At 34.1% G+C, this 20804-nt stretch carries 14 protein-coding genes and 1 pseudogene; 13 read left to right on the top strand and 2 right to left on the bottom strand.

Features of this window, described 5'->3' with window-relative positions:
- Positions 1–82: 82 nt before the first annotated feature.
- The gene (gene xerA / locus ADIWIN_RS01545) at positions 83–1213 is read right to left on the bottom strand and encodes a site-specific tyrosine recombinase/integron integrase (RefSeq protein WP_020897023.1); all 1131 of its coding nucleotides are present in this window, start codon (positions 1211–1213) and stop codon (positions 83–85) included.
- Positions 1214–2437: 1224 nt separating this feature from the next.
- Here xerA and ADIWIN_RS20455 point away from each other — a divergent pair.
- From ADIWIN_RS20455 to ADIWIN_RS01485, 12 genes and pseudogenes are all read left to right on the top strand, one after another.
- A complete protein-coding gene (locus ADIWIN_RS20455; RefSeq protein ID WP_020897022.1) occupies positions 2438–2593 on the top strand; it encodes a hypothetical protein in 156 nt (51 codons plus the stop codon).
- Between the two features lie 64 nt (positions 2594–2657).
- Positions 2658–3011 (top strand): single-stranded DNA-binding protein, encoded by a 354-nt coding sequence (locus ADIWIN_RS01535; protein WP_020897021.1) that lies wholly within the window; start codon positions 2658–2660, stop codon positions 3009–3011.
- A 78-nt stretch (positions 3012–3089) separates the two neighbouring features.
- Entirely contained in the window at positions 3090–3470 is a 381-nt protein-coding gene (locus ADIWIN_RS01530; protein ID WP_020897020.1) for a DUF6876 family protein, read from the top strand.
- 10 nt (positions 3471–3480) lie between these two features.
- Positions 3481–3678, top strand: a complete 198-nt coding sequence (locus ADIWIN_RS01525; RefSeq protein ID WP_020897019.1) for a hypothetical protein — start codon at positions 3481–3483, stop codon at positions 3676–3678.
- Positions 3679–4066: 388 nt separating this feature from the next.
- Positions 4067–4459 (top strand): BfmA/BtgA family mobilization protein, encoded by a 393-nt coding sequence (locus tag ADIWIN_RS01520; protein WP_020897018.1) that lies wholly within the window; start codon positions 4067–4069, stop codon positions 4457–4459.
- 4 nt (positions 4460–4463) lie between these two features.
- Positions 4464–5492, top strand: a complete 1029-nt coding sequence (mobB, locus tag ADIWIN_RS01515) for a MobB family relaxase (RefSeq protein ID WP_020897017.1) — start codon at positions 4464–4466, stop codon at positions 5490–5492.
- A gap of 1 nt (position 5493) precedes the next feature.
- A pseudogene (locus tag ADIWIN_RS01510) lies at positions 5494–7079 on the top strand (type IV secretory system conjugative DNA transfer family protein).
- Between the two features lie 75 nt (positions 7080–7154).
- Positions 7155–7442, top strand: a complete 288-nt coding sequence (locus tag ADIWIN_RS01505) for a helix-turn-helix domain-containing protein (RefSeq protein WP_020897014.1) — start codon at positions 7155–7157, stop codon at positions 7440–7442.
- A gap of 5 nt (positions 7443–7447) precedes the next feature.
- Entirely contained in the window at positions 7448–8710 is a 1263-nt protein-coding gene (locus ADIWIN_RS01500) for a type II toxin-antitoxin system HipA family toxin (protein ID WP_020897013.1), read from the top strand.
- 765 nt (positions 8711–9475) lie between these two features.
- Positions 9476–10837, top strand: a complete 1362-nt coding sequence (locus ADIWIN_RS01495; RefSeq protein WP_020897012.1) for a hypothetical protein — start codon at positions 9476–9478, stop codon at positions 10835–10837.
- Positions 10838–10883: 46 nt separating this feature from the next.
- Positions 10884–11294: an outer membrane protein assembly factor BamD gene (locus tag ADIWIN_RS01490; RefSeq protein ID WP_152487188.1), complete on the top strand. Its 411-nt coding sequence runs from the start codon at positions 10884–10886 to the stop codon at positions 11292–11294.
- Positions 11236–12447, top strand: coding sequence for a tetratricopeptide repeat protein (locus ADIWIN_RS01485; RefSeq protein WP_040756217.1), 1212 nt, complete (start codon positions 11236–11238; stop codon positions 12445–12447). Before ADIWIN_RS01490 ends, ADIWIN_RS01485 begins: the two co-directional genes overlap by 59 nt.
- Positions 12448–12977: 530 nt before the next feature.
- Here ADIWIN_RS01485 and ADIWIN_RS01480 read toward each other — a convergent pair.
- A complete protein-coding gene (locus ADIWIN_RS01480) occupies positions 12978–14702 on the bottom strand; it encodes a tetratricopeptide repeat protein (protein WP_040756216.1) in 1725 nt (574 codons plus the stop codon).
- 307 nt (positions 14703–15009) lie between these two features.
- On the opposite strand from ADIWIN_RS01480, the gene ADIWIN_RS19285 reads away from it, so the two are divergent.
- Positions 15010–20804 (top strand): BspA family leucine-rich repeat surface protein (locus ADIWIN_RS19285; protein ID WP_051155383.1); only part of this gene is annotated, 5795 nt, incomplete at its 3' end.

Raw genomic sequence — 20804 nt, 5'->3', positions numbered from 1 at the left:
AATAGTATATAGAACATATGTTCTATATACACCCAAATATAAGATATATAAAACATATGTTATATATATCCTTTATATATTCTTAAATATCTAAAGGGTTCTTAATTTTCTTAAAAGTAGTCGTGGCAACATGGGTGTAAATCTCCGTTGTTTTGGTAGAGCTGTGACCTAATAAAACTTGGATTTGTCTTAGATCAACGCCATCTTCTAAAAGGTGAGTTGCAAAACTATGTCTTAACATATGTGGTGTTACAGTAATTTGTATTCCTGCCTTTATTGCGGCATTTTTTACTATTTGGCCAACGCTTTGTGCGGAATATTGTTTTCCATATGCTCCTTCAAAAATATAAGTTTCTGGTTTCCATTGTTTATAGTAGTCTCGTAAATCTTTTAATAATGTATTAGAAAGTAACGTATAACGATCCTTTTTACCTTTAGCGGCTTCAATGAGTATTAGCATTCGCTTACTATCAATATCTGTAATTTTTAAATTGATTAATTCGTTTCTTCTAATCCCAGAGGAATACAAAAGACTTACAATACATTTATGTTTTAAATTATTTGTATTTGTAATGATTTTTAAAACATCCTCTTTTGATAGAACTTTTGGCAATTTTTTTGCCTTTCTAGGCCTTTCTATTTGATAAAAACGATTTGGCATACCCAGTACAGATTCGTAATAAAATTTGATACTGTTGATAGCTATATTTATATAAGAATCAGATTTGTTTTCTTGAATTAATTTGAGAATATAGTTCCTAACATCATTTTCATTGATCTGTATCAATTCTTTGGCTTTGTGATCGTTTATGAAGGTTTCAAAAGCAAGAATATAAGATTTTACAGTATTATTAGCATATTTTTTTAATTGTAGCTTATCTAAGTAGGTGGTAGGGCAGTGTCGATAATTATCGGGTAGAGATCGTTGTCTAAACCAAGTGATATCCATGGGCTCAATATTATCATTTATTGGTTTTTTATCAAAAAAATAATTACAATTCACCCAAACAACACCACTAAAAATATTAAATATTTTATTAAGGTTTTCATTTGAGTTTAAAATATAAGCCATGTTAAATTCATTGCTCCATCTTACGTTAGGCAATTCTTTAACAAGTGCCTGAATAATTTTATCTGTATTGAATTGTAAGCCGATATATCTTTTATCTCTTATTAAAAGATGCTTTAAAGTAATGCTCCTTCCTTTTTCCATAAAGTATTATTTAATGCAATGTAATGGATGTAAACGATTTAATCGTATCTTATTCGAATAGGATACGTATAACATACACTTAATTTAGGAAACATGAGATTTTATGAAACTTGTCTGTATTGTAAGAAAGAGTTAAAGGGAAGAACCGATAAGAAATTTTGCGACCCACAGTGTAAAAGTGCTTATCAATATCAACAAGCAAAAGATAAACCAGAACGATTTTATAATATAGTCGACAATCAGCTAAAACTTAACAGAAAAATATTGAAGGAATATAATAAAGGCGGTAAAGTTATAGTTCGGTCAAGCATGCTTACTCAAGAAGGATTTGATCCAAATTTTTTTCACACATTATTGGAAAAATATAAAAGGTGATGTTTATCTTTTTGTGTATGAATATGGATTTTTAAAAAGAGCAGAGCATGGTGTCCATAAATATGTACTAATAAAATGGCAGGATTATATGGTTCAGAAATAGAAAGCCCTTATTGAATATTATGACTTTATTTAAAATGTCAGAACAGTACAATCACGTTCTTTAGAATATAATTATAATAGTAGACTCATTTTTGTGAAATGATCCTTATTACGCAAGTTATAGAGGATCTTCAATAATGGCAACAGATAGGGGATATGTTTTAGAGTATTTAGGTTTAGTCCTGATGCTACAGTAAAAATGTTGAATGATTAAAAGTCATAATTAATCTTACTTAGAATAAACGATTTTTTACATCTTTATTTTGATAATTTACATTAAACGCGCAGGGATAAAAATTCATCGTATTCCATTCAGCACATTTCTCTACATTCCGCAAAAAGCTTCATTCCGATAAAAGAGCTTCATTAAAAAAGGTCTTGAACCTAATCCCCACTTTTGACGCTTCATTCCGTTAACCCTTTCCGGTCTGCTGGAAAGGAACACTCTATTCTCACGTAAAAAGCGTGAATCAAGTTCGCTAAATAGGATAAAAATGTATTTGTCATTGTGTTCCACTTCCTATGATTTTATATTTCACAAAGACTTTAGAATCACTTCCTTAATCCAACACCGTCATCCCTTTTTTTGACAGCAAAATAACAACATTCAGCTTTGAACGACAGCATAACCAGGCTCACTTCTAATAGCTTCGCTAGCTATCTTCAAAAGAAAATGTATTTCCTTTCTCGATAATGCTCAGCGCAGGCTACCCTCGCACTTTTTATATGTCTAAACAAAGCTGAATATTGGAGCGCACTAAGCAACAAAAAGAAGGTAACAGCGTCGGCTCTATGGGAAGTAAATCTAAAATGAATCTTATGAAATCTTACAAAATAAATAAAAAGGAAGCGGAACAAAAGTTAAAAAACAAAAAAGGAAAACGCTCTGGATATAATAAGTAAATCAATAACAAAGCCTTTCTGAATCGTTCAGATTGGTCAATATTAATCTTTAAATTTTTTAATTATGAGTACTCTAAAAAACAAAGTACAGTTAATTGGTAACGTAGGAAACGTGCCAGAAATCACAAACCTTGAAAGTGGTAAGAAAGTTGCAAAATTTTCAATTGCAACTAATGAATCTTACAAAGATTCTAAGGGAGAAAAAGTGACAGACACCCAATGGCACACTATTGTAGCATGGGGAAAGATTGCCGAAATCGTAGAGAAATACGTAGGCAAAGGAAAAGAGGTAGCATTAGAGGGGAAATTAACCTCACGCTCTTATGAAACCGCAGTCGGAGAAAAGAGATACGTTACCGAAGTGGTCATAGATGAAATATTGCTTTTAGGAATTAAAGGCGATAACGCTACTGAATAATTAAAAATTAAAAGAGAGCGTTCCTATCCAAAAGATGCGCTCTCTTTTTCATTATTAATCTTACTAAATAGAATTACAATGAAGACACAAGTTAACAAAATAAAAGCCGATTTACAACATTTTTGCGGTACCGAAATGGTCTTTAAAATTCCGTTAATTGGAACGCGTTTTACTGACGGATTAAAATATTTAGCTAATGAAGCGGAATGTTTTTGGCTGATAACAGATGCATCCGTAATTGCAAAAAGTTTATCGAATAGAAGTGAATTTATTACCATTGATTTTAAACGACTTTCTGAAAAGGAACAGTTTGAAAAGCAATGCGAAGCCATCATAAATTATAGTGATGGAAATGGTACTATTTTTGAAACGCATCGCTATAGTGTAACTGATTTTCCTTTGGATGAATTGCGCTTATTTTTCGTAGATAATACGCTAATGCTTCCAAGCGAATATTAAAAATTGCACTATGGTATATCTCAATTATACGAACCTCGATAACGAAACTCAAGAACGATTGGTTTCGGTTTCCAAAAAAGATGTTGAGCATGAATTTGGAAATGATTTGAAACGCTATGCCAAAGAACATCATATTAAATATGATACACTTTTGGAAGAAGAAGCTCTAAGAAATTTGTATTCTTACGACTATGTTTTTAATATTTAAAATCTAAATTATTAACCCAAGAGGCTGTCTGAAAAGGCAGTCTTTTTTTGTTCCGATATTTTATATTCTGCAACAAAAAGAGCGGTTTACTAAAGATACTTTTAAACTTCAAAGAGAACACTCATAAAAAATCAAATTTCAATTCGTATTACGGTAAAAGCCATTACATTTTTGGGTGTAATGGTATTTTTTTGTCCAGCGCGCTGGACGAAAAGGAATAGCAAGAGGGTAACACGCTAGCGCGATGTTTCAGTTTTTAGTTTTTCTAAAACCCTAGTGAACTCAATAGTTAACAGCGATTGATTGTTTTGGTTTTTGAAGTTTTACCATCGTTTTTCACGGATAAAAGCTGTTAGCCCAATAAAAACAACAAATTTTTCAAGGAAATATGGATAAAGGATATGAAAAAGAACGGTTTGATAGCCTAAGTATTAAAACTTCAGTAGCTCAAAAATTTAATGAATTTTGTAAAAAAATGTCGCGTTCAAAATCAATGACACTTTTAATGATGCTCGACTTTTTTGAAACTAATGGGATATCTCCAAACGAAACTTTAGGACCGAATATGAAAACTTTGGAAAGTCAAATCAAGAAACGAATCAATGCGGTAATCGCCATCATAAAAGACATTGAAAAGCACCATGATAAACCTACAACTGCCATGTTACAATCCTTGTTTATGGAATTTGAGTCAGCAGAAAAGAAACGCATTTTGGAAAAAGAACTCAAACAAAAGAACGTTCAGTTTGTAGAAAAAAAAGAGTCTAATAATCAATTATAAAAATATGTATATCACCATCACAGCTCAAAAATTAGGAGGCGATTATTCGCAAAGTTCTGTGGATTTTGTTGCATATCTAGAGAAAGAAAATCAAGGCTTGGAGCAAGACGATGTCGAGCATTTTTTTAATCAATATGGAGATGAAATAGAAGCTAAAGAAGTCGTGAAAGAGATTGATGGTAATACAGCAAAACTCAAAAAGAAAGAACCGAAATTTTATTCTATTACCATAAATCCGAGTCAATCAGAGTTACGAAACTTACAAAATAATTCTGAAGATTTAAAAAGATATACTAGAGCTCTAATGACTGATTATGCAAAGTCCTTCAATCGTGAAATTAATGGTAAACCAATAACTGTTGACAACATAAAATATTTTGCTAAAATTGAACACCAACGTAAATTTAAAGGCACAGATAGACAAATAAGAGAGAACCAACCATTTGCTACAAAAATATTGCAGTTAAAACAGGCTATTCGAAAAATTGAGCAAGGTCAATTAGAAGGTGATACGAAACAGATGAAATCCTATATACTTAAATTGGAGGCTGATGCACCGCATCAACAGAATGGAAAACGAATTGTTCAAGGCATGAAAAAAGAGGGTAATCAAAGTCATATTCATATCATTGTGAGTCGAAAAGACACCTCAAATTCTGTGAGTTTGTCTCCTGGATCTAAATACAAAGCGTCGGAAGTTATGATGAACGGAAAATTAGTGAAACGAGGATTTGATAGAGATGCCTTTTTTACAAAAGCAGAAAGCACTTTTGATAAAACGTTTGGCTACAAACGGAACTATGTGGCATCCTATAAATCGAAAAAAGATTTTATTAAAAATCCGAAGCTCTACTTTACAACACTATTAGGACTGCCAACAAGTGAAAAAGCAGTTGCTTTTAAAATGTTGTCGAAATCTGGTGTGCCTATGGCTAGTATTCCAACAAGTCAAGTACAGTTAGCGCTAAAAACCATTAGGTATTTAAAACGTGGTGTGGAGGTGGCAATTAAATCAAGTTCCATTGGTATATGATATGGAGATAAAGGGAATTATAGCTGTTATTGGAGTGATATTTGGAATGAGCCTGTTGTTTTATAGCCTTTTCAAAATAACTAAATATGCCTTTTTTGTGAATCTTATTTGGACTGTAATTTGTTTAGGGCTTCTTTTTAATTTCAGCTACTACGAAAAGCAATGGTATATAGTGTTGCTTCTTATAGGCTGTATACTCTTGCTTATAAACACCGTTTTATATGTGTTTCTTCACAAGGAAAAATATAATTTTGATGCTAAGCACCAGGTTAATTTTAAAACTAAACATGGTAGTTTTAAAATTAATAATATCAAACGAGGCGCTTCAATAATCGGTGCTGCAGGAAGTGGGAAAACAGAGAGTGTCGTTTTTAATTTTCTTCAGCATTTTAGCAACTATAAATTTTCGGGTGTAATTCACGATTATAAAAACTTTGAAATTACAGAAATGGCATTCCCTTTATTTGAAAAAAACAAATTGATTTTAAAGTGATTTCATTCGATACTATTTACGATCGTGTAAATCCAATAGCACCGCGATATATGATTAATGAGGAAAGCGTAAACGAAGTCGCACGAGTACTAATCGAAAACCTATTAGAACAAAGAGAGTCGGGGAGTATAGGCACAACAAAATTCTTTAATGATGCCGCTGAAGGACTAATCGGTGGACTGATTTGGAAATTACGTACCTCCTATCCACACCTGTGTACATTGCCCCACTTAATAGCAATGTATCAATTTTTAGATACCGATAGTTTAATCGCATTTTTAAGTTCTAATACAACATCTAGAGCGATGGCGGATGCTTTTATTAGTGGTAAGGATTCTGATAGACAAACCGCAGGAGTAAAGAGTACGTTGGCTAATGCGCTTAAAAAAATAAGTACACAACGTATTTTTATGATCCTGTCTGCAGATGATGTTCCTCTTAATATTAATAAGCAAGAGCAACCGCTTGTGATTTCAGTCGTTAATACTCCAAAATATGAGACTGCGTATTCGCCAATTATTGCCACTATAGTGCATACCATCACAAAGCAAATGAGCGTGCGAAATTCAAATCCTTCATTTTTACTCATGGAAGAAGCTCCTACAATTCGGTTACTAAATATGCACCGTATTCCTGCGACGTTACGAAGTTATGACATTGCCACGATTTACGTGATGCAAGACAAAATTCAAAACGATATGATGTATGGAGATAAGGCTAGTAAAGCCATTTTGAGTAATTTATCGTATCAGTTCTTTGGTAAGGTAAATGATCCAGACACCGCGAAATATTATGAACGCTTTTTTGAAATTGTAAAGAAAGAAACCACAAGCGTTAATCGTGGTCATAATCTCAATTTTGACACCCGAATTACAACAGGGGAACGTGAAGTCTCCAAAATTAGAGCTGATGTGTTTTTTAGACTAAAAGAAGGTGAATTTATTACGTTCGCTGATGGAAAGGATAGAAAAGTTCAATTTAAATTGCCTAAAATTGAAAAACGATTACCAAGAAGGGCACGGGATTATTCTGAGGCTGACTTACAAGCCAATTTTGATAGGATTTATGAAGAGGTACAATCAATTTTTAAGTGATTAGACGTAACGTGTGTTGATTATTGTCGCTTATTTGTAGCGATATGTCTATATTTGTTTTAAATAAGCGACAAAATGAATTCTAAGAAAACCATTCTTCTTCCTAAATATCAGAAGATTTTTGAACAGATAGGTGAGAATATAAAGCTGGCAAGAAAAAGAAGAAAGTTAACAACAGAGCAGGTTTCTGAACGTGCAGGTATTCACAGAGCAACACTTTATCGTATTGAAAAAGGAGATCCAGCAGTAGCAATAGGTCACTATTTTAATGTGTTTAGAGTGTTGAATCTTCAAAACGATTTTCTTAAGCTCGCGGTCGATGATGAGTTTGGACGAAAATTACAGGATCTTGATTTATTATAAGCAAAATGGCTAAAGGAAAATTTGACATATACGTATTTGCAGATTGGGATGGTTTAGAAACTCCAACCCTTGTTGGTGTGCTTTCTGCGCATTTTGCGAAAGGTAAAAAGGCCTTTAGTTTTGAGTATGATAAAGATTGGCTAAAGATCGATGCGCAACGATTACTAGATCCCGATATCGTTTTTTATTCGGGACCGCAATATCCTAACAACAAGGATAATTTTGGGATTTTTTTAGATAGTATGCCAGACACTTGGGGCAAGACCTTAATGAAACGTAGGGCGGCGCAAGAGGCTAGGGCAATGAATGAAAAAGCAAGTACCCTCTATGAAATTGATTATCTTCTTGGGGTTTATGATGAGAGTAGGATGGGAGCTCTGCGCTTTAAAACTGAAATGGATGGTCCTTTTTTAGATAATGACAACCAAAATCCAACACCTCCTTGGTCTTCACTTGGTGAACTTCAAGAGGCTGTAAATCAATTAGAAAATGATGATCATAGTGATACTATAAGAAAATGGATCGCTGTTTTGATAGCGCCTGGATCTTCTCTAGGTGGAGCAAGACCAAAGGCGAATATTCTGGACGCCAAGAAGAATCTTTGGATTGCAAAATTTCCATCAAAGACCGATACCGTTGATAAAGCCGCTTGGGAATTTTTAGCATATCAACTAGCGACTGCTGCAGGAATTCAAATGGCAGATTCTAAAATAGAAAAGATTAGTGGTCATTACCACACCTTTCTCACTAAACGATTTGATAGAAGCAATAGAAAACGTATTCACTTCGCGTCTGCAATGACGATGACAGGAAACACAGAAGATATTATAAAAGATTATGCACCAAGTTATCTTGAAATTGTTGAGTTTATTGAGAATTATGGTGCCGATGTAGACGCTAATTTACATCAACTTTGGCGTCGAATCGTATTCAATATCGCGATTTCTAATACGGATGATCATATGCGTAATCATGGATTTCTATTAACGTCTAAAGGTTGGATTTTATCACCAGCGTACGATTTAAATCCTTCAATAGAAAAAGAAGGTTTGTCTTTGAATATAGATATGGACGATAATGCTCTAAGCTTTGAGCTTGCTAAAAGTGTTGGCGCATATTTTAGGTTAAATGATACAGAAATGAATGCCATACTTACTGACGTATTAACAGTAGTTAAGGATTGGAAGGCAGTGGCAAAGGACATCGGAATTAAAAACTCGGAGATAACGCTAATGTCTGCGGCCTTTGATATAAGTAAATCCAAATAGGGAAATAAGTAAATAAACATTTTTTTTTTTGATTTCGTTTTGACCCTGATTGATTTCAAGATGATGAAACTCAAGTTAATTGCACTATGTTGCTATTTCCTTTGTGTATTAATCATTTCAATACTTTTATACCTCGTTTTGGATCATTTCAACAAGGGAATAAAAGATTTTGTAAGAGAAGAGAAATTGATTCTAGAGCATGGAATGAATTAGAAGTAATTAAGGAGTAGAAGATTTCAGTTAACATTCCCAAAATAATTTTTTAAATCACAACTTCAAAATTAAGTCATCGGCATAGTATTGTCACTGCTTATTTTTATCTCACTGCTTTTTAAAGTCATGTGTCTAACAATCGGCGCAAGCATGTCAAAATAAGAGTGAATTCATTTTTAAAAACTCTTAAACTTTAATATTCAAGTAGCAAAATTTAATAGATTTGATTATGAGCTTATTTATTAATTCTTATAATATTTGTTTGATATACAGGTAGTTAAATTGCAAGTATCTTTTTATCCTTACTTTTTAAAAATACCCAGTAACGGGTATTTTATAAGTCTCCATGCATTGATACTTTTAAAAAATGAATGAATATTCATTAGAAATACTAAAGGATTCAAAAAACTTGTAAAAAGAATCGCGACGTTTTAGGAGAAATTTATAACCACTCTCCTTCTATTGTAGCATTGAACGCGGTTGTAGGTTATGGAATCTGTTTAACTCATTTTAAATGTGTATTAAATAATCGAAACTTAAAAACTAAATTGAATGAAACAATTATTAACAATTGTACTAACATTTCTATTTTTTGCCTTAAGCGCTCAAAATAATGTTTTTAAAGATCACGCTATATTAATAGCGGATGTTAAAGGGCATTTTGTAGGAGATGTAGTGGTCTCAAATCCTATGACTAATAGTCTGTATGATTATTGGGAAGGTAATCCAGATTTTCTAAAAGATTTTACCCTTAAAATGAAAGTTTGGGATTTTTTAGGTGAACCGATGGAGATGTATGCTTTTCAATGGAGTAGAAAAAAATTTTATAAGGTTATGGTGGATGGCTCAGTAAGAACTATGTCTTTAAAGGAGCTAGAAGAATATCCAGATTTACAAAAGCGATTTTTAGATATAAGACCTACTAAGGTTGATATTAAAATTGTTGGGCATGCGGGTAATGGTGAAGTAGAATCCTATTATTCTGTAGGTAGAGTTGTGGTACCAGAAAGTAAAATTCCTGTAGAGATAGACTTTGACTATACGGTTAAGGATGTTGACCTGCTTATTGCTAGAGAAGGGGAGTATAGAGAGCCAACTATTGCAGGAAGCCCACCCACTTGGAATGAGTTTTTTAATTGGTCCTATAAGAAATCCTATAATAGTGTAAGTAAAATTAAATTAAATATTTCTGAAGCCAGTTTCAATAAACTTTCAAAGCAAGAGCGAGATGTTCGCATTAAAAAAATTAAGGATCTATGGAAACAAATTAAGCATATAAGTGTCAATGCTTACTTAAAAACTTTAGAATGGCCAGAGTTGGAAATGATAGACATCATTAAGACTTACGACCGTTATAAAAACAAGTCAAAGGAATTAAGTCCTCGAGAAAAAATTGAAGCAGAACTTGCCAAATTACAACGCACAACTGAATATTCCCGAGAGGATGATTGGGGCGTGTTGCCGGAATTGGCTGAACCTGTATTAATTGTTAACGAAGATGGTAGATCTATTCAATATGCTAATTCTAAGAATAAACTATTTCAAATAGAGGATGGTAGAATAGGACGTCTTTATGGAAATAATGATAATGGGTATAACGAAGCCTTAGTCCCATATTTTACAGTATACTATTATGGTACTCAAGATTACAATGAATATTATTTAATTGATAAAAATGGAAAAAAGTTAGTTGATAAAAAATTCTCAAGTATAAGTTATTATAATTCAGATTTCGAGGGTCATAAATACCGTGATTTAGATGGAGAATATTTTAAGTTAACCCATATTGACGATATTAAAACCGTAAAAGAAAAACAGGTGGAAACGGTGACGGAGGTAGAAGAATTTATATTGGAGGAAGTAAAAGAAACTTTTACACGACCATTTATATTTATGATTCGAAATTTAATTTAATAGATAGCTATCCTTATAAATATCAACGATAATAAAACTAAATATGTTGAAGAAATCAATTTTAATTATAGCAACCCTAAGCTACTGTTTTGTTTATGCTCAAACCCCAAAACAAAACTTTGCTAAAGCAGAAGAGTTTTATAAAAATGCGAATTATAAAGAAGCGATAACGCTTGCAGAAAGTGTTAAGAAAAGCTTAGGACGCTTAAATCCTAAAATTGAAGCGTTATTATTTATGGCATACCATAACAATGAAGAGTATTTAAAAGCTAAAATAGCTTTTGAAACGCTTAAACGTTTGGTGCCCGATAGTCTAGAGAACTCTGATGCGTTTATATTATATAAAATTACAAGCGACCAATTAGATATACAGTTAACAGAATTAGAAACTGCATTTGATGAAGAGCAAAACAAAATACCTCCTTCTCTTTTTTACAGAAGAACAATATGCCAGTAAAAATACATTTAAAGAAGCAAATATTAAAAAAGGAAATGAAAAAATCCAGAACAGAATAAATGAAGAAGATCTTTATAAAAGAGCGAAAAGAAATTCCTCTGTAGATATCTATAGAGAATTCTTAAAATCACACCCAAAAAGTGATTATGTAAAAGAAATTAATGATTTGTTGATCATACAAGAGGAAGAAGATTTATGGTCGAAATCTAGAGAAATAAACACTGTAAAATCTTATTATGAGTACCTAAATCCTTATCCTTCTGGTAAATACGCAACAACAGCAACTTCTGAAATTAAAACACTCGACAAACAAGCCTATGACAAAGCAATATCTCTAGGTTCACAAGAATCTTTAAACTATTACTTAAACACTTATAAAAAAGGGGAATACAGAGATGCAGTTAGGATAAAGTTAAATGAAAAGATAGAATATGATGTTTACATGTATGCCAGAGCAAACAATTATATAGAAAATTATGAAACATACATAAATCGATATCCTAAGGGTAAATATGCTACCGAAGTAAATGAAATTATTAAAAAGAGTTATTTCAAATTTGCTAATGACGGTTATAAAGATAAAAACTACACGAAAGCGATTTCATATTACTCAAAGTATATACACAATTATCCTTATGGTAAGGATATTGACCAAGCTAACAAAGGACTAAAAAAGGCTAATAAAAAATCTCGACAATTCTCTTCAGGCTATTTCGGCTACACTTATGAATCTCAAGGCATGCATGGATTTACATTAGGAAAACTGAATAAAGACGGCATAGGTCTTTATACAAATCTTCGAGTATCTCCAGATTTTTTGGAACTTACATATAAAAAACCTGAATTAGAATTAACCGAGGACCAAATACCAGAAGGCGAAAAAATTGCTATAGCCAGCTTAAGTGCAGGTCTTTCTTATCCGGTTTTTTATCCTGTATGGCTATACGTGGGTGGTGGTGCAAATTTCCAGGAGCGATTTAACAATAATGATAATGAACATATTAATGATTATTACAGTTTAGAAGGCGAAGAGCATTTAGCCTTTTATCCTGAAGCGGGTATAAATGTGCGCTTAGGACAACGATTTAATATTATAGCAGGAGTTGTTTACTTAAGAGGCGAAATACTATATAAAGTAGGTTTTGGTTTTTAAACGTAGCAGTATTTATTGCTATAAGTAAAGGATGTAAAAGTATCGCGACGTTTTAGGGTGAATTTACAACCGCTCTCGGTCTATTCTAGCATTGAATGGGATTACAAAATTTTGTTTAAGCCATATTTAACTAGTAAAAAATAATTAACATTGCTAAAACAATTTTAAATAAAAAAACTTTTATTTATTTCACTCTGCGTATTCGCGGTTATTACAAATCCCATTTTCTCTCAACAAAGCGTTCTGGATTTTGAGTTATTACAAAAAGATTTATTTGAGAAATGAGTTGATAACTTGGACTTTAACAGCTTATATGTGTTACCCAAAAAAAGGACGTATTAGCTTGTATTTAGAATATTATAATGGTTTGTTTTAACGTTATATGTAGTGATGCTTCTAATATAAATCTCTTTTAGTTGTTTTCCTACAGTACTGTGTTAGAGTCGTCTTTTCTTTTCTGTTTTTTAGAAGCATCTTTAGAAAAATGATATCAGTTCTCTAAAGAAGTCTGTTCATCCCAAAAATCAATTTTAAAATTTTACATTGTTAAAGAGAATGTCGTATTTATCGCCTATTTTTTTCTTAAGTCTTTGTTTAGATTTTTTAATAGCACCTGGTGTAACACCTAATAAGCCGGCTATTTCGTTTTTGCTAAAATCGAGCTTTTCTAAGAGCAGTATTCTTTTGTTAGAATCGGTAATTTCAGGAAAATCGTCTTCGAGCATACGATAGAATTCATAATGTTCTTTCTGAAATTCCTTTTTAAAGGTATTCCAATTATTTTCTGTCATCAAATGCGATTCTAATAAACGCTTTAGTTTTCCTGTTTTATCTTTAGCATTATTAGACGATGATTCTTTTATTTGTTGGATTTCAGTTTTTAATTTTTTGATTTGGCTATTCTTATCCCTTAAATATTTGACTTGACTGTTTAAACTTTCATGAGCTTGTAATAGTTTTTTTTCTGTTTTTATCTTTTCTAATTCGAATAAAATAATTTTTTGTTGGTGTAATAACTGTTTCGTTTTTAATTGTTTTTTAAAATATTGAAACAGAACAAAGCTTAATATAAGCACTAAAAGAATGATGACAGCATAGATGTTTTTCATCGCTGACTCATGCTTATATTGATCCTCTGCTTGGCTTACTTTTTGATTAAATTTTGCCTTCTGAATTAACCAATTAGAGTTACTAATGGCCAAGTCGCTATCTTTATTTTTTAAAGAATCTTCTAGAATAAGTAAGCGTCTTCTGAGCATTAACTCACCATCCGTATTGTTTTGGTGTTTTAAAATCGTTAATTTTAATTTGATGACTTTCAGTTCTTCCCTTTTAAAATAAGATTTTAGATGCACTATATCTTGTGCTTTTTGAAGTGTTTCTTCGGCTTTATTCCAATTTTCGGTAGCAACATACATTTCTGTAAGCAGAATCGCAGCATACAATGTGTTTTGTTCGCTGTTTTCACTTTCAGAAATCTTCAAGTCTTTATTAATTAAAGCGATAGCTTCTTTTAAGTCGCCACTGTTTTGTTTTACCACAGCCAAATTCCCTAAAGCTTTACCGTAACGAACCTTATCATCAATTTGTGTCGCTAAGAGGGCTACTTGCCTAAAATAAGATTCTGCTTCTTTAAAATTTTCAATACGAAGATAATTTAACCCAATAGCATCTAAAATTGCAGCATATTCGGCTGTGTTTTTGGGAGTGTGTTTTTTTGCAAGATTTAAATAATGTAAAGCATTTTCATAATCAGCTAAGGTTTGCATCATCCAGCCAATTTTTTTAAAAGATTCTCCCGGTAAAATCAGTTGCTCAAAATTCTTTTTTTCAATCTTATCAATTAGTTTTAGCAGCAGTGGCGTCATATAGGCATACTCTCTGTTGTGATACAGATAATATACATAATTAAGCTGTGTCCAAATTTCAAGCGAAGGGTCTTTTAATGTGCTAGCCTTTTTTATGGATTGCTGGTAATGAAAATCACTTTTCGCATTGCGAGCATTATAATAGTCGCTATATCCATTGGCAAGGAAGGCTTCATAAATAACTCCATTTAACTTTGTTTTTTGGAAATGATGGAGATGCTTTTTTAGGGCCATCGTATCCTTACCAAAAGACTTTTTTTGAAGTAGTAAGGTTTCAATACTTTTAATTGTGTTTTCAGTTGAGGAGAATTGAATGGGGCTGTTTTGTGATTGCAGTTGTATCGCTAAAAGGTATAAAACAACACAAAATATTTTTTTTGAAAACATTGGGTTACGATCAAGTGGGGAATTTGAATGTAAAAATAATAAAAAGTTATTAAGCAAATGTGTTTAATGTTAATTTATTGGTTTTGTTGGGGTTAGTGTTGATTATGTCCCTAATTTGTCCCCCTTCTAATTTGTAGTTAAGAGAAATTTCAAAGTACTTTTATCGCCTTATAGTTATGCCCCAAACACTATAGAGATTAAAAATATATTGACGTCTGTTTTCAGATAGCACTCTCTTTATGATAAAGCCTATGAAATTAAATTACGCCTTAAATCTTCAATTATTTGTTTTTCTTTTTTAATTGGTATGCCTACACTGGTATTTGCAAATGCATTTAGCAATACACCAACGGCAACAACAAAGAAAAGTGATCTCTCGCCAGACCCAACTGCTTTTGTGATGATTTTTAGAACCACTACGCCAAATGAAAGTGTAACAATTCCAATACATACCTCATACACTTACAACTACCAAATAGACTGGGACGATGATGGCATTTATGAAGTCACGGGCGCAACTACAAGTATGACACTTATATTTCCTACAGTAGGAGATCATAAAGTAGCTATTAAAGGTATATTTCCTGCAATTTATTTTGCCGGTTCTGCAGGTAGCAACAATTTAGTAAGTATCTACCAATGGGGTACCAATCAGTGGCGAACGATGAATGCGGCTTTCTATACATGTACTAATTTAAACGGAACAGCAATAGATACACCCGATTTAACATTAGTTACCAATATGGCTTTTATGTTTGCTGATGCCTCTTCTTTTAATCAGGATATTGGAAATTGGGATGTGTCAAATGTTACACAAATGGATGCAATGTTTCTGGGAGCTACAGCTTTCAATCAAGATATTGGTTCGTGGAATGTAACGAATGCTACCAATATGTGGAGTATGTTTAATAAAGCTTCTTCTTTCAATCAGGATATTGGAAATTGGGATGTGTCAAATGTAACACAAATGAACCAAATGTTTTATAGAGCCACAGCCTTCAATCAAGACATTGGTTCTTGGAATGTAGCGAATGTTATGGGTATGCACGATATGTTTTCTGAAACAATTTCTTTTAATCAAGATATTGGTGGGTGGAATATATCTAACGTTACTAATATGTATTTTATGTTTGCAGATGCCACCGCTTTCAACCAAAGTTTAGCAGCTTGGGGTACGAAATTCAATGCCAACGTATTATTGGTTAACATGCTCAATAATTCAGGTTTAAATACCGCTAATTATGATGCGACACTTATAGGCTTTGATGCCGGAGGAATAACAGGCAGAGTTTTAGGAGCCACAGGACTTAACTATTGTACAGCAGCCCCAGAAAGAGTGAGTTTGGTTAGTAAAGGCTGGACAATTTCAGGTGATGCACCATGTGCTATTCCCGAAATAAATGTTAAAGGCAATACTATCGATATTGTTAATGGCGATGCCATACCTGAGGGCATTGATCATACCGATTTTGGTGCTGTTGCTGTTACTGCTGGTTCAAGCGTGAAAACTTTTACCATAGAAAACACAGGTAGTAGCGTTCTAAATTTAACAGGAACACCACTCGTAGCGATTAGCGGTACAAATGCTGCCGATTTTACGGTAACCGCATTACCGACTTCGACAGTAGCCGCAACTACAGGAACAACTACTTTCGAAATCACTTTCGATCCTTCTGCTGCAGGAATGCGCACTGCTACCATTAGTATTGCCAATAACGATGCAGACGATAATCCGTATACCTTTGCCATACAAGGTTATGGCGGGCGGCCATTCATCACGACTTGGAAAACCGATAACACAGGAAGCTCTAACGCAACTTCTATTACCATTCCAACAGAAGGATGGGATTATCTTTATGATATCGACTGGAACAATGACGGTATTTATGATGAATTTGGAGTAACGGGAGATGCAACTCACGATTACGGCACGGCAGGAACTTATACCGTTGCCGTTCGAGGTGCTTTCCCAAGGATTTATTTTAATAATACTGGAGATCGACAAAAGATTTTAAATGTAGACCAATGGGGAACTAATAATTGGACAAATATGAGCGGTGCTTTCTATGGTTGTACTCATTTGAATAGTACAGCGACCGATGTTCCTGACCTAAGTTTGGTTGCCGATTTGAGTAATATGTTTCGTGTAGCAACGAATTTCAATCAAGACATTGGTAGTTGGGATGTTAGCAATATTACTAATATGGAGGCTATGTTCTCTTCAGCAACTTCGTTTAATGGAGAGATTGGTTTATGGGATGTAAGCAATGTTGTTAATATGAAGGCTATGTTTGCTTTTACATATTCGTTTAATAAAATGCTTGGTTTATGGGATGTAAGTAGCGTTACCACTATGGAGTCAATGTTTAATGGAGCAATAGTTTTCAATGGGAATATTGGTAGCTGGAATGTAGGGAATGTTACTAACATGTTGAGGATGTTTCGTAGTGCAAGTTCCTTTAATGCAGCAATTGGTTCATGGGATGTAAGTAAAGCTACTAATATGGAGTCTATGTTTGATCATGCAACTTCTTTTAATAAAACGCTTGATTTATGGGACTTAAGTAGCGTTACCAATATGAAGCTTATGTTTAATGAAGCAAGTGATTTTAATGGAGAGATTGGTTCATGGGATGTTAGTGAAGTTACGTCTATGACTAATATGTTTGGAGGGGCAACAGCTTTCAACCAAAGTTTAGCAGCTTGGGGTACGAAATTCAATGCCAATGTTGATTTAAGAAATATGCTCAATAATTCAGGTTTAAATACCGCTAATTATGATGCGACACTTATAGGCTTTGATGCCGGAGGGGTAACAGGTAGATTTTTAGGAGCGATAGGACTTAACTATTGTACAGCAGTCTCAGAAAGAGCGAGTTTAGTTAGTAAAGGCTGGACAATTTCAGGTGATGCACTACTTTGTGCTATTCCCGAAATAAATATTAAAGGCAATACTATCGATATTGTTAATGGCGATGCCATACCTGAGGGTCTTGATCATACAGATTTTGGTGCTGTTGATGTTCCTGCTGGCACCAATGTGAGAATTTTCACCATAGAAAACACAGGTAGTAGCGTTCTAAATTTAACAGGAACACCACTCGTAGCGATTAGCGGTACAAATGCTGCCGATTTTACGGTAACCGCATTACCGACTTCGACAGTAGCCGCAACCACAGGAACAACGACTTTCGAAATCACTTTCGATCCTTCTGCTGCAGGAATGCGCACCGCTACCATTAGTATTGCCAATAACGATGTAGACGAGAATCCCTATACCTTTGCGATACAAGGTTATGGTGGACGCCCTTTTATTACGACTTGGAAAACGGATAACACAGGAAGCTCTAACGCAACTTCTATTACCATCCCAACATTAGGAACAGGTTATTTCTATGATATTGACTGGAACAACGATGGTATTTATGATGAATTTGGAGTAACAGGCAATGCAACTAACGATTACGTTACGGCAGGAACTTATACCGTTGCCATTCGAGGTGCTTTCCCAAGGATTTATTTTAATAATAATGGAGATCGACAAAAGATTTTAAGTGTAGACCAATGGGGAACCAATAAGTGGACAACCATGGTGAATGCTTTCTTTGGATGTGCTAACTTGAATGGTAATGCAATTGATGCACCAGATTTAAATTTGGTTACTGATATGAGTTTTATGTTTTCTGAGGCAACAGTTTTTAATGGGAATATTGATAGCTGGAATGTAGAGAATGTTACTGACATGAAGTTCATGTTTGCTGGCGCAACTGTTTTTAATCAAAATATTGGTAGCTGGAAAGTGGGTAATGTTACTACTATGAATACGATGTTTACTAATGCAACAGCTTTCAATCAAGATATAGGAAATTGGAATGTAGCGAATGTTATTCATATGATAAATATGTTTAATGGAGCAACTTCTTTCAATCAAGATATAGGAAGTTGGACAGTTAGTAAGGTTACGGATATGTCTTCTATGTTTAATGGGGCCACTACTTTCAATCAAGATATAGGTAGCTGGGATGTTAGTATAGTTTTGGAGATGGCATCTATGTTTAAAGAAGCTATTGCTTTTAATCAAGATATTAGTAGCTGGAATGTTGAGAAAGCTACCTATATCAGTTCTATGTTTAATGGGGCAACAGCATTTAATCAAGATCTAAGTAGCTGGGATGTTAGTGAGGTTATCTATATGAATTCGATGTTTACAGGAGCAACTTCTTTCAATCAAAGTTTAGCAAGTTGGGGAACTAAATTCAATACAGTTGTTGATTTAAGAAATATGCTCAATAATTCAGGTTTAGACATCAGTAATTATGATGCGACACTTATAGGCTTTGATGCCGGAGGGATAACAGGCAGGGATTTAGGTGCCATAGGACTCACATATTGTACAGCAGTCCCAGAAAGAGCGAGTTTAGTTAGTAAAGGCTGGACAATTACAGGAGACACACTATGTGCTGTTCCCGAAATAAATATTAAAGGAAATACTATCGATATTGTTAATGGCGATGCCATACCTGAGGGTCTTAATCATACCGATTTTGGTGCTGTTGATGTTGCTGCTGGTACACTTGTAAGAACTTTCACCATAGAAAACACAGGTAGTAGCGTTCTAAATTTAACAGGAACACTACTCGTAGCGATAAGCGGTACAAATGCTGCCGATTTTACGGTAACCGCATTACCGACTTCGACAGTCGCAGCAACTACAGGAACAACGACTTTCGAAATCACTTTCAATCCTTCTGCTGCCGGAATGCGTACGGCTACTATTAGTATAGCCAATAACGATGCAGACGATAATCCGTATACATTTGCCATACAAGGTTTAGGCTGTGATGTAGATATTACCGCAAGTACTGTTACAAAACCTACAAGTTGTAGTGGCACGGATGGTACTATAGCTTTTACATCTACTAACATGGCCGATGGTGTTTATTCTTTAAGTTTTACGCCAACAGGTGCAGGCGCAACTACCAGCCCACAAAATGTAACCATTTCAGCTAATAATTTTTCATTAACAGGATTGGCAGCAGGAACATATTCGAATTTTTCACTAACCGATGCAGGGTGCACCGCTTTTGATGCTAGTTCTAAAACTGTAAGTGACCCCATAACGGTTGGCGGAAGCATTGCAGGAGGAACCACCGTGGGATATGGAAGTACGAGTGCCTTATTAACATTATCAGGGCACACAGGAAATGTGGTAAAATGGCAAGCGTCAGTAAGCCCTTTTTCAACTTGGACAGATATTGCTAACACTACAACCACATATACTTCTGATGCATTATATGAAACGACTCAATTTAGAGCCCTCGTTCAAATTGAAAATTGTTCAAACGAAATCGCAACCTATACCGAGGTTATCATTAATTCACAAAGTTTAGGAGGAACCACATCTGGAGGCACAACCATTTGCCCACATACAACAAGTTCTCAATTAACATTGTCAGGATATACAGGAAGTATTATAAAGTGGCAATCTTCAGTAAGCCCATTTACAACTTGGACAGATATTGCTAACACTTTAGACACGTATACCTCTGAAGCATTAACAGAAACAACACAATTTAGAGTAGTAGTACAAAACGGTATATCTCCTAGCGCAAATTCAATACCTACCACGGTACATGTTGAGGATGTAATTACACCAACAGTGCTTACACAGAACATAGTGGTTTCGCTGGACGCTACGGGAAATGCTTCTATAGTCGCAACACAAATTGATAATGGGTCTTCTGATAATTGTGCTATTGCAACTATGACGCTTGATGAAACCACTTTTGATTGTTCTCATATTGGAGATAACACGGTGACTTTAACAGTAACGGATGCTAGTGGAAATTCAGAGTCAGCAACAGCCATAGTAACCGTATTGGAAACCATTAAACCAACAGTGCTTACGCAAAACATAAGTATTTTATTGGATGCTGCGGGTCAAGCGGCTATAACGGCTTCGCAAATTGATAATGGTTCTTTTGATAATTGTGCCATTGCAACGATGACGCTTGACATAACCACTTTTGACTGTTCTAACATTGGAGATAACACGGTGATATTAACAGTAACCGATTTCAACGGAAATTCAGAGTCAGCAAC

The organism is Winogradskyella psychrotolerans RS-3 (assembly GCF_000427335.1).
GTDB lineage: Bacteria > Bacteroidota > Bacteroidia > Flavobacteriales > Flavobacteriaceae > Winogradskyella > Winogradskyella psychrotolerans.
This window is presented reverse-complemented; position numbering and strand designations above follow the sequence as displayed.

What these genes read in the sequence shown, in the direction of transcription:
- xerA (WP_020897023.1), bottom strand. Translation starts at nt 1,213, where the DNA reads ATGGAAAAAGGAAGGAGCATTACTTTAAAGCATCTTTTAATAAGAGAT.
- ADIWIN_RS01505 (WP_020897014.1), top strand. Translation starts at nt 7,155, where the DNA reads ATGAATTCTAAGAAAACCATTCTTCTTCCTAAATATCAGAAGATTTTT.
- ADIWIN_RS01520 (WP_020897018.1), top strand. Translation starts at nt 4,067, where the DNA reads ATGGATAAAGGATATGAAAAAGAACGGTTTGATAGCCTAAGTATTAAA.
- ADIWIN_RS01500 (WP_020897013.1), top strand. Translation starts at nt 7,448, where the DNA reads ATGGCTAAAGGAAAATTTGACATATACGTATTTGCAGATTGGGATGGT.
- ADIWIN_RS01495 (WP_020897012.1), top strand. Translation starts at nt 9,476, where the DNA reads ATGAAACAATTATTAACAATTGTACTAACATTTCTATTTTTTGCCTTA.
- ADIWIN_RS01535 (WP_020897021.1), top strand. Translation starts at nt 2,658, where the DNA reads ATGAGTACTCTAAAAAACAAAGTACAGTTAATTGGTAACGTAGGAAAC.
- mobB (WP_020897017.1), top strand. Translation starts at nt 4,464, where the DNA reads ATGTATATCACCATCACAGCTCAAAAATTAGGAGGCGATTATTCGCAA.
- ADIWIN_RS01525 (WP_020897019.1), top strand. Translation starts at nt 3,481, where the DNA reads ATGGTATATCTCAATTATACGAACCTCGATAACGAAACTCAAGAACGA.
- ADIWIN_RS01530 (WP_020897020.1), top strand. Translation starts at nt 3,090, where the DNA reads ATGAAGACACAAGTTAACAAAATAAAAGCCGATTTACAACATTTTTGC.
- ADIWIN_RS01485 (WP_040756217.1), top strand. Translation starts at nt 11,236, where the DNA reads ATGAAGAGCAAAACAAAATACCTCCTTCTCTTTTTTACAGAAGAACAA.
- ADIWIN_RS01480 (WP_040756216.1), bottom strand. Translation starts at nt 14,702, where the DNA reads ATGTTTTCAAAAAAAATATTTTGTGTTGTTTTATACCTTTTAGCGATA.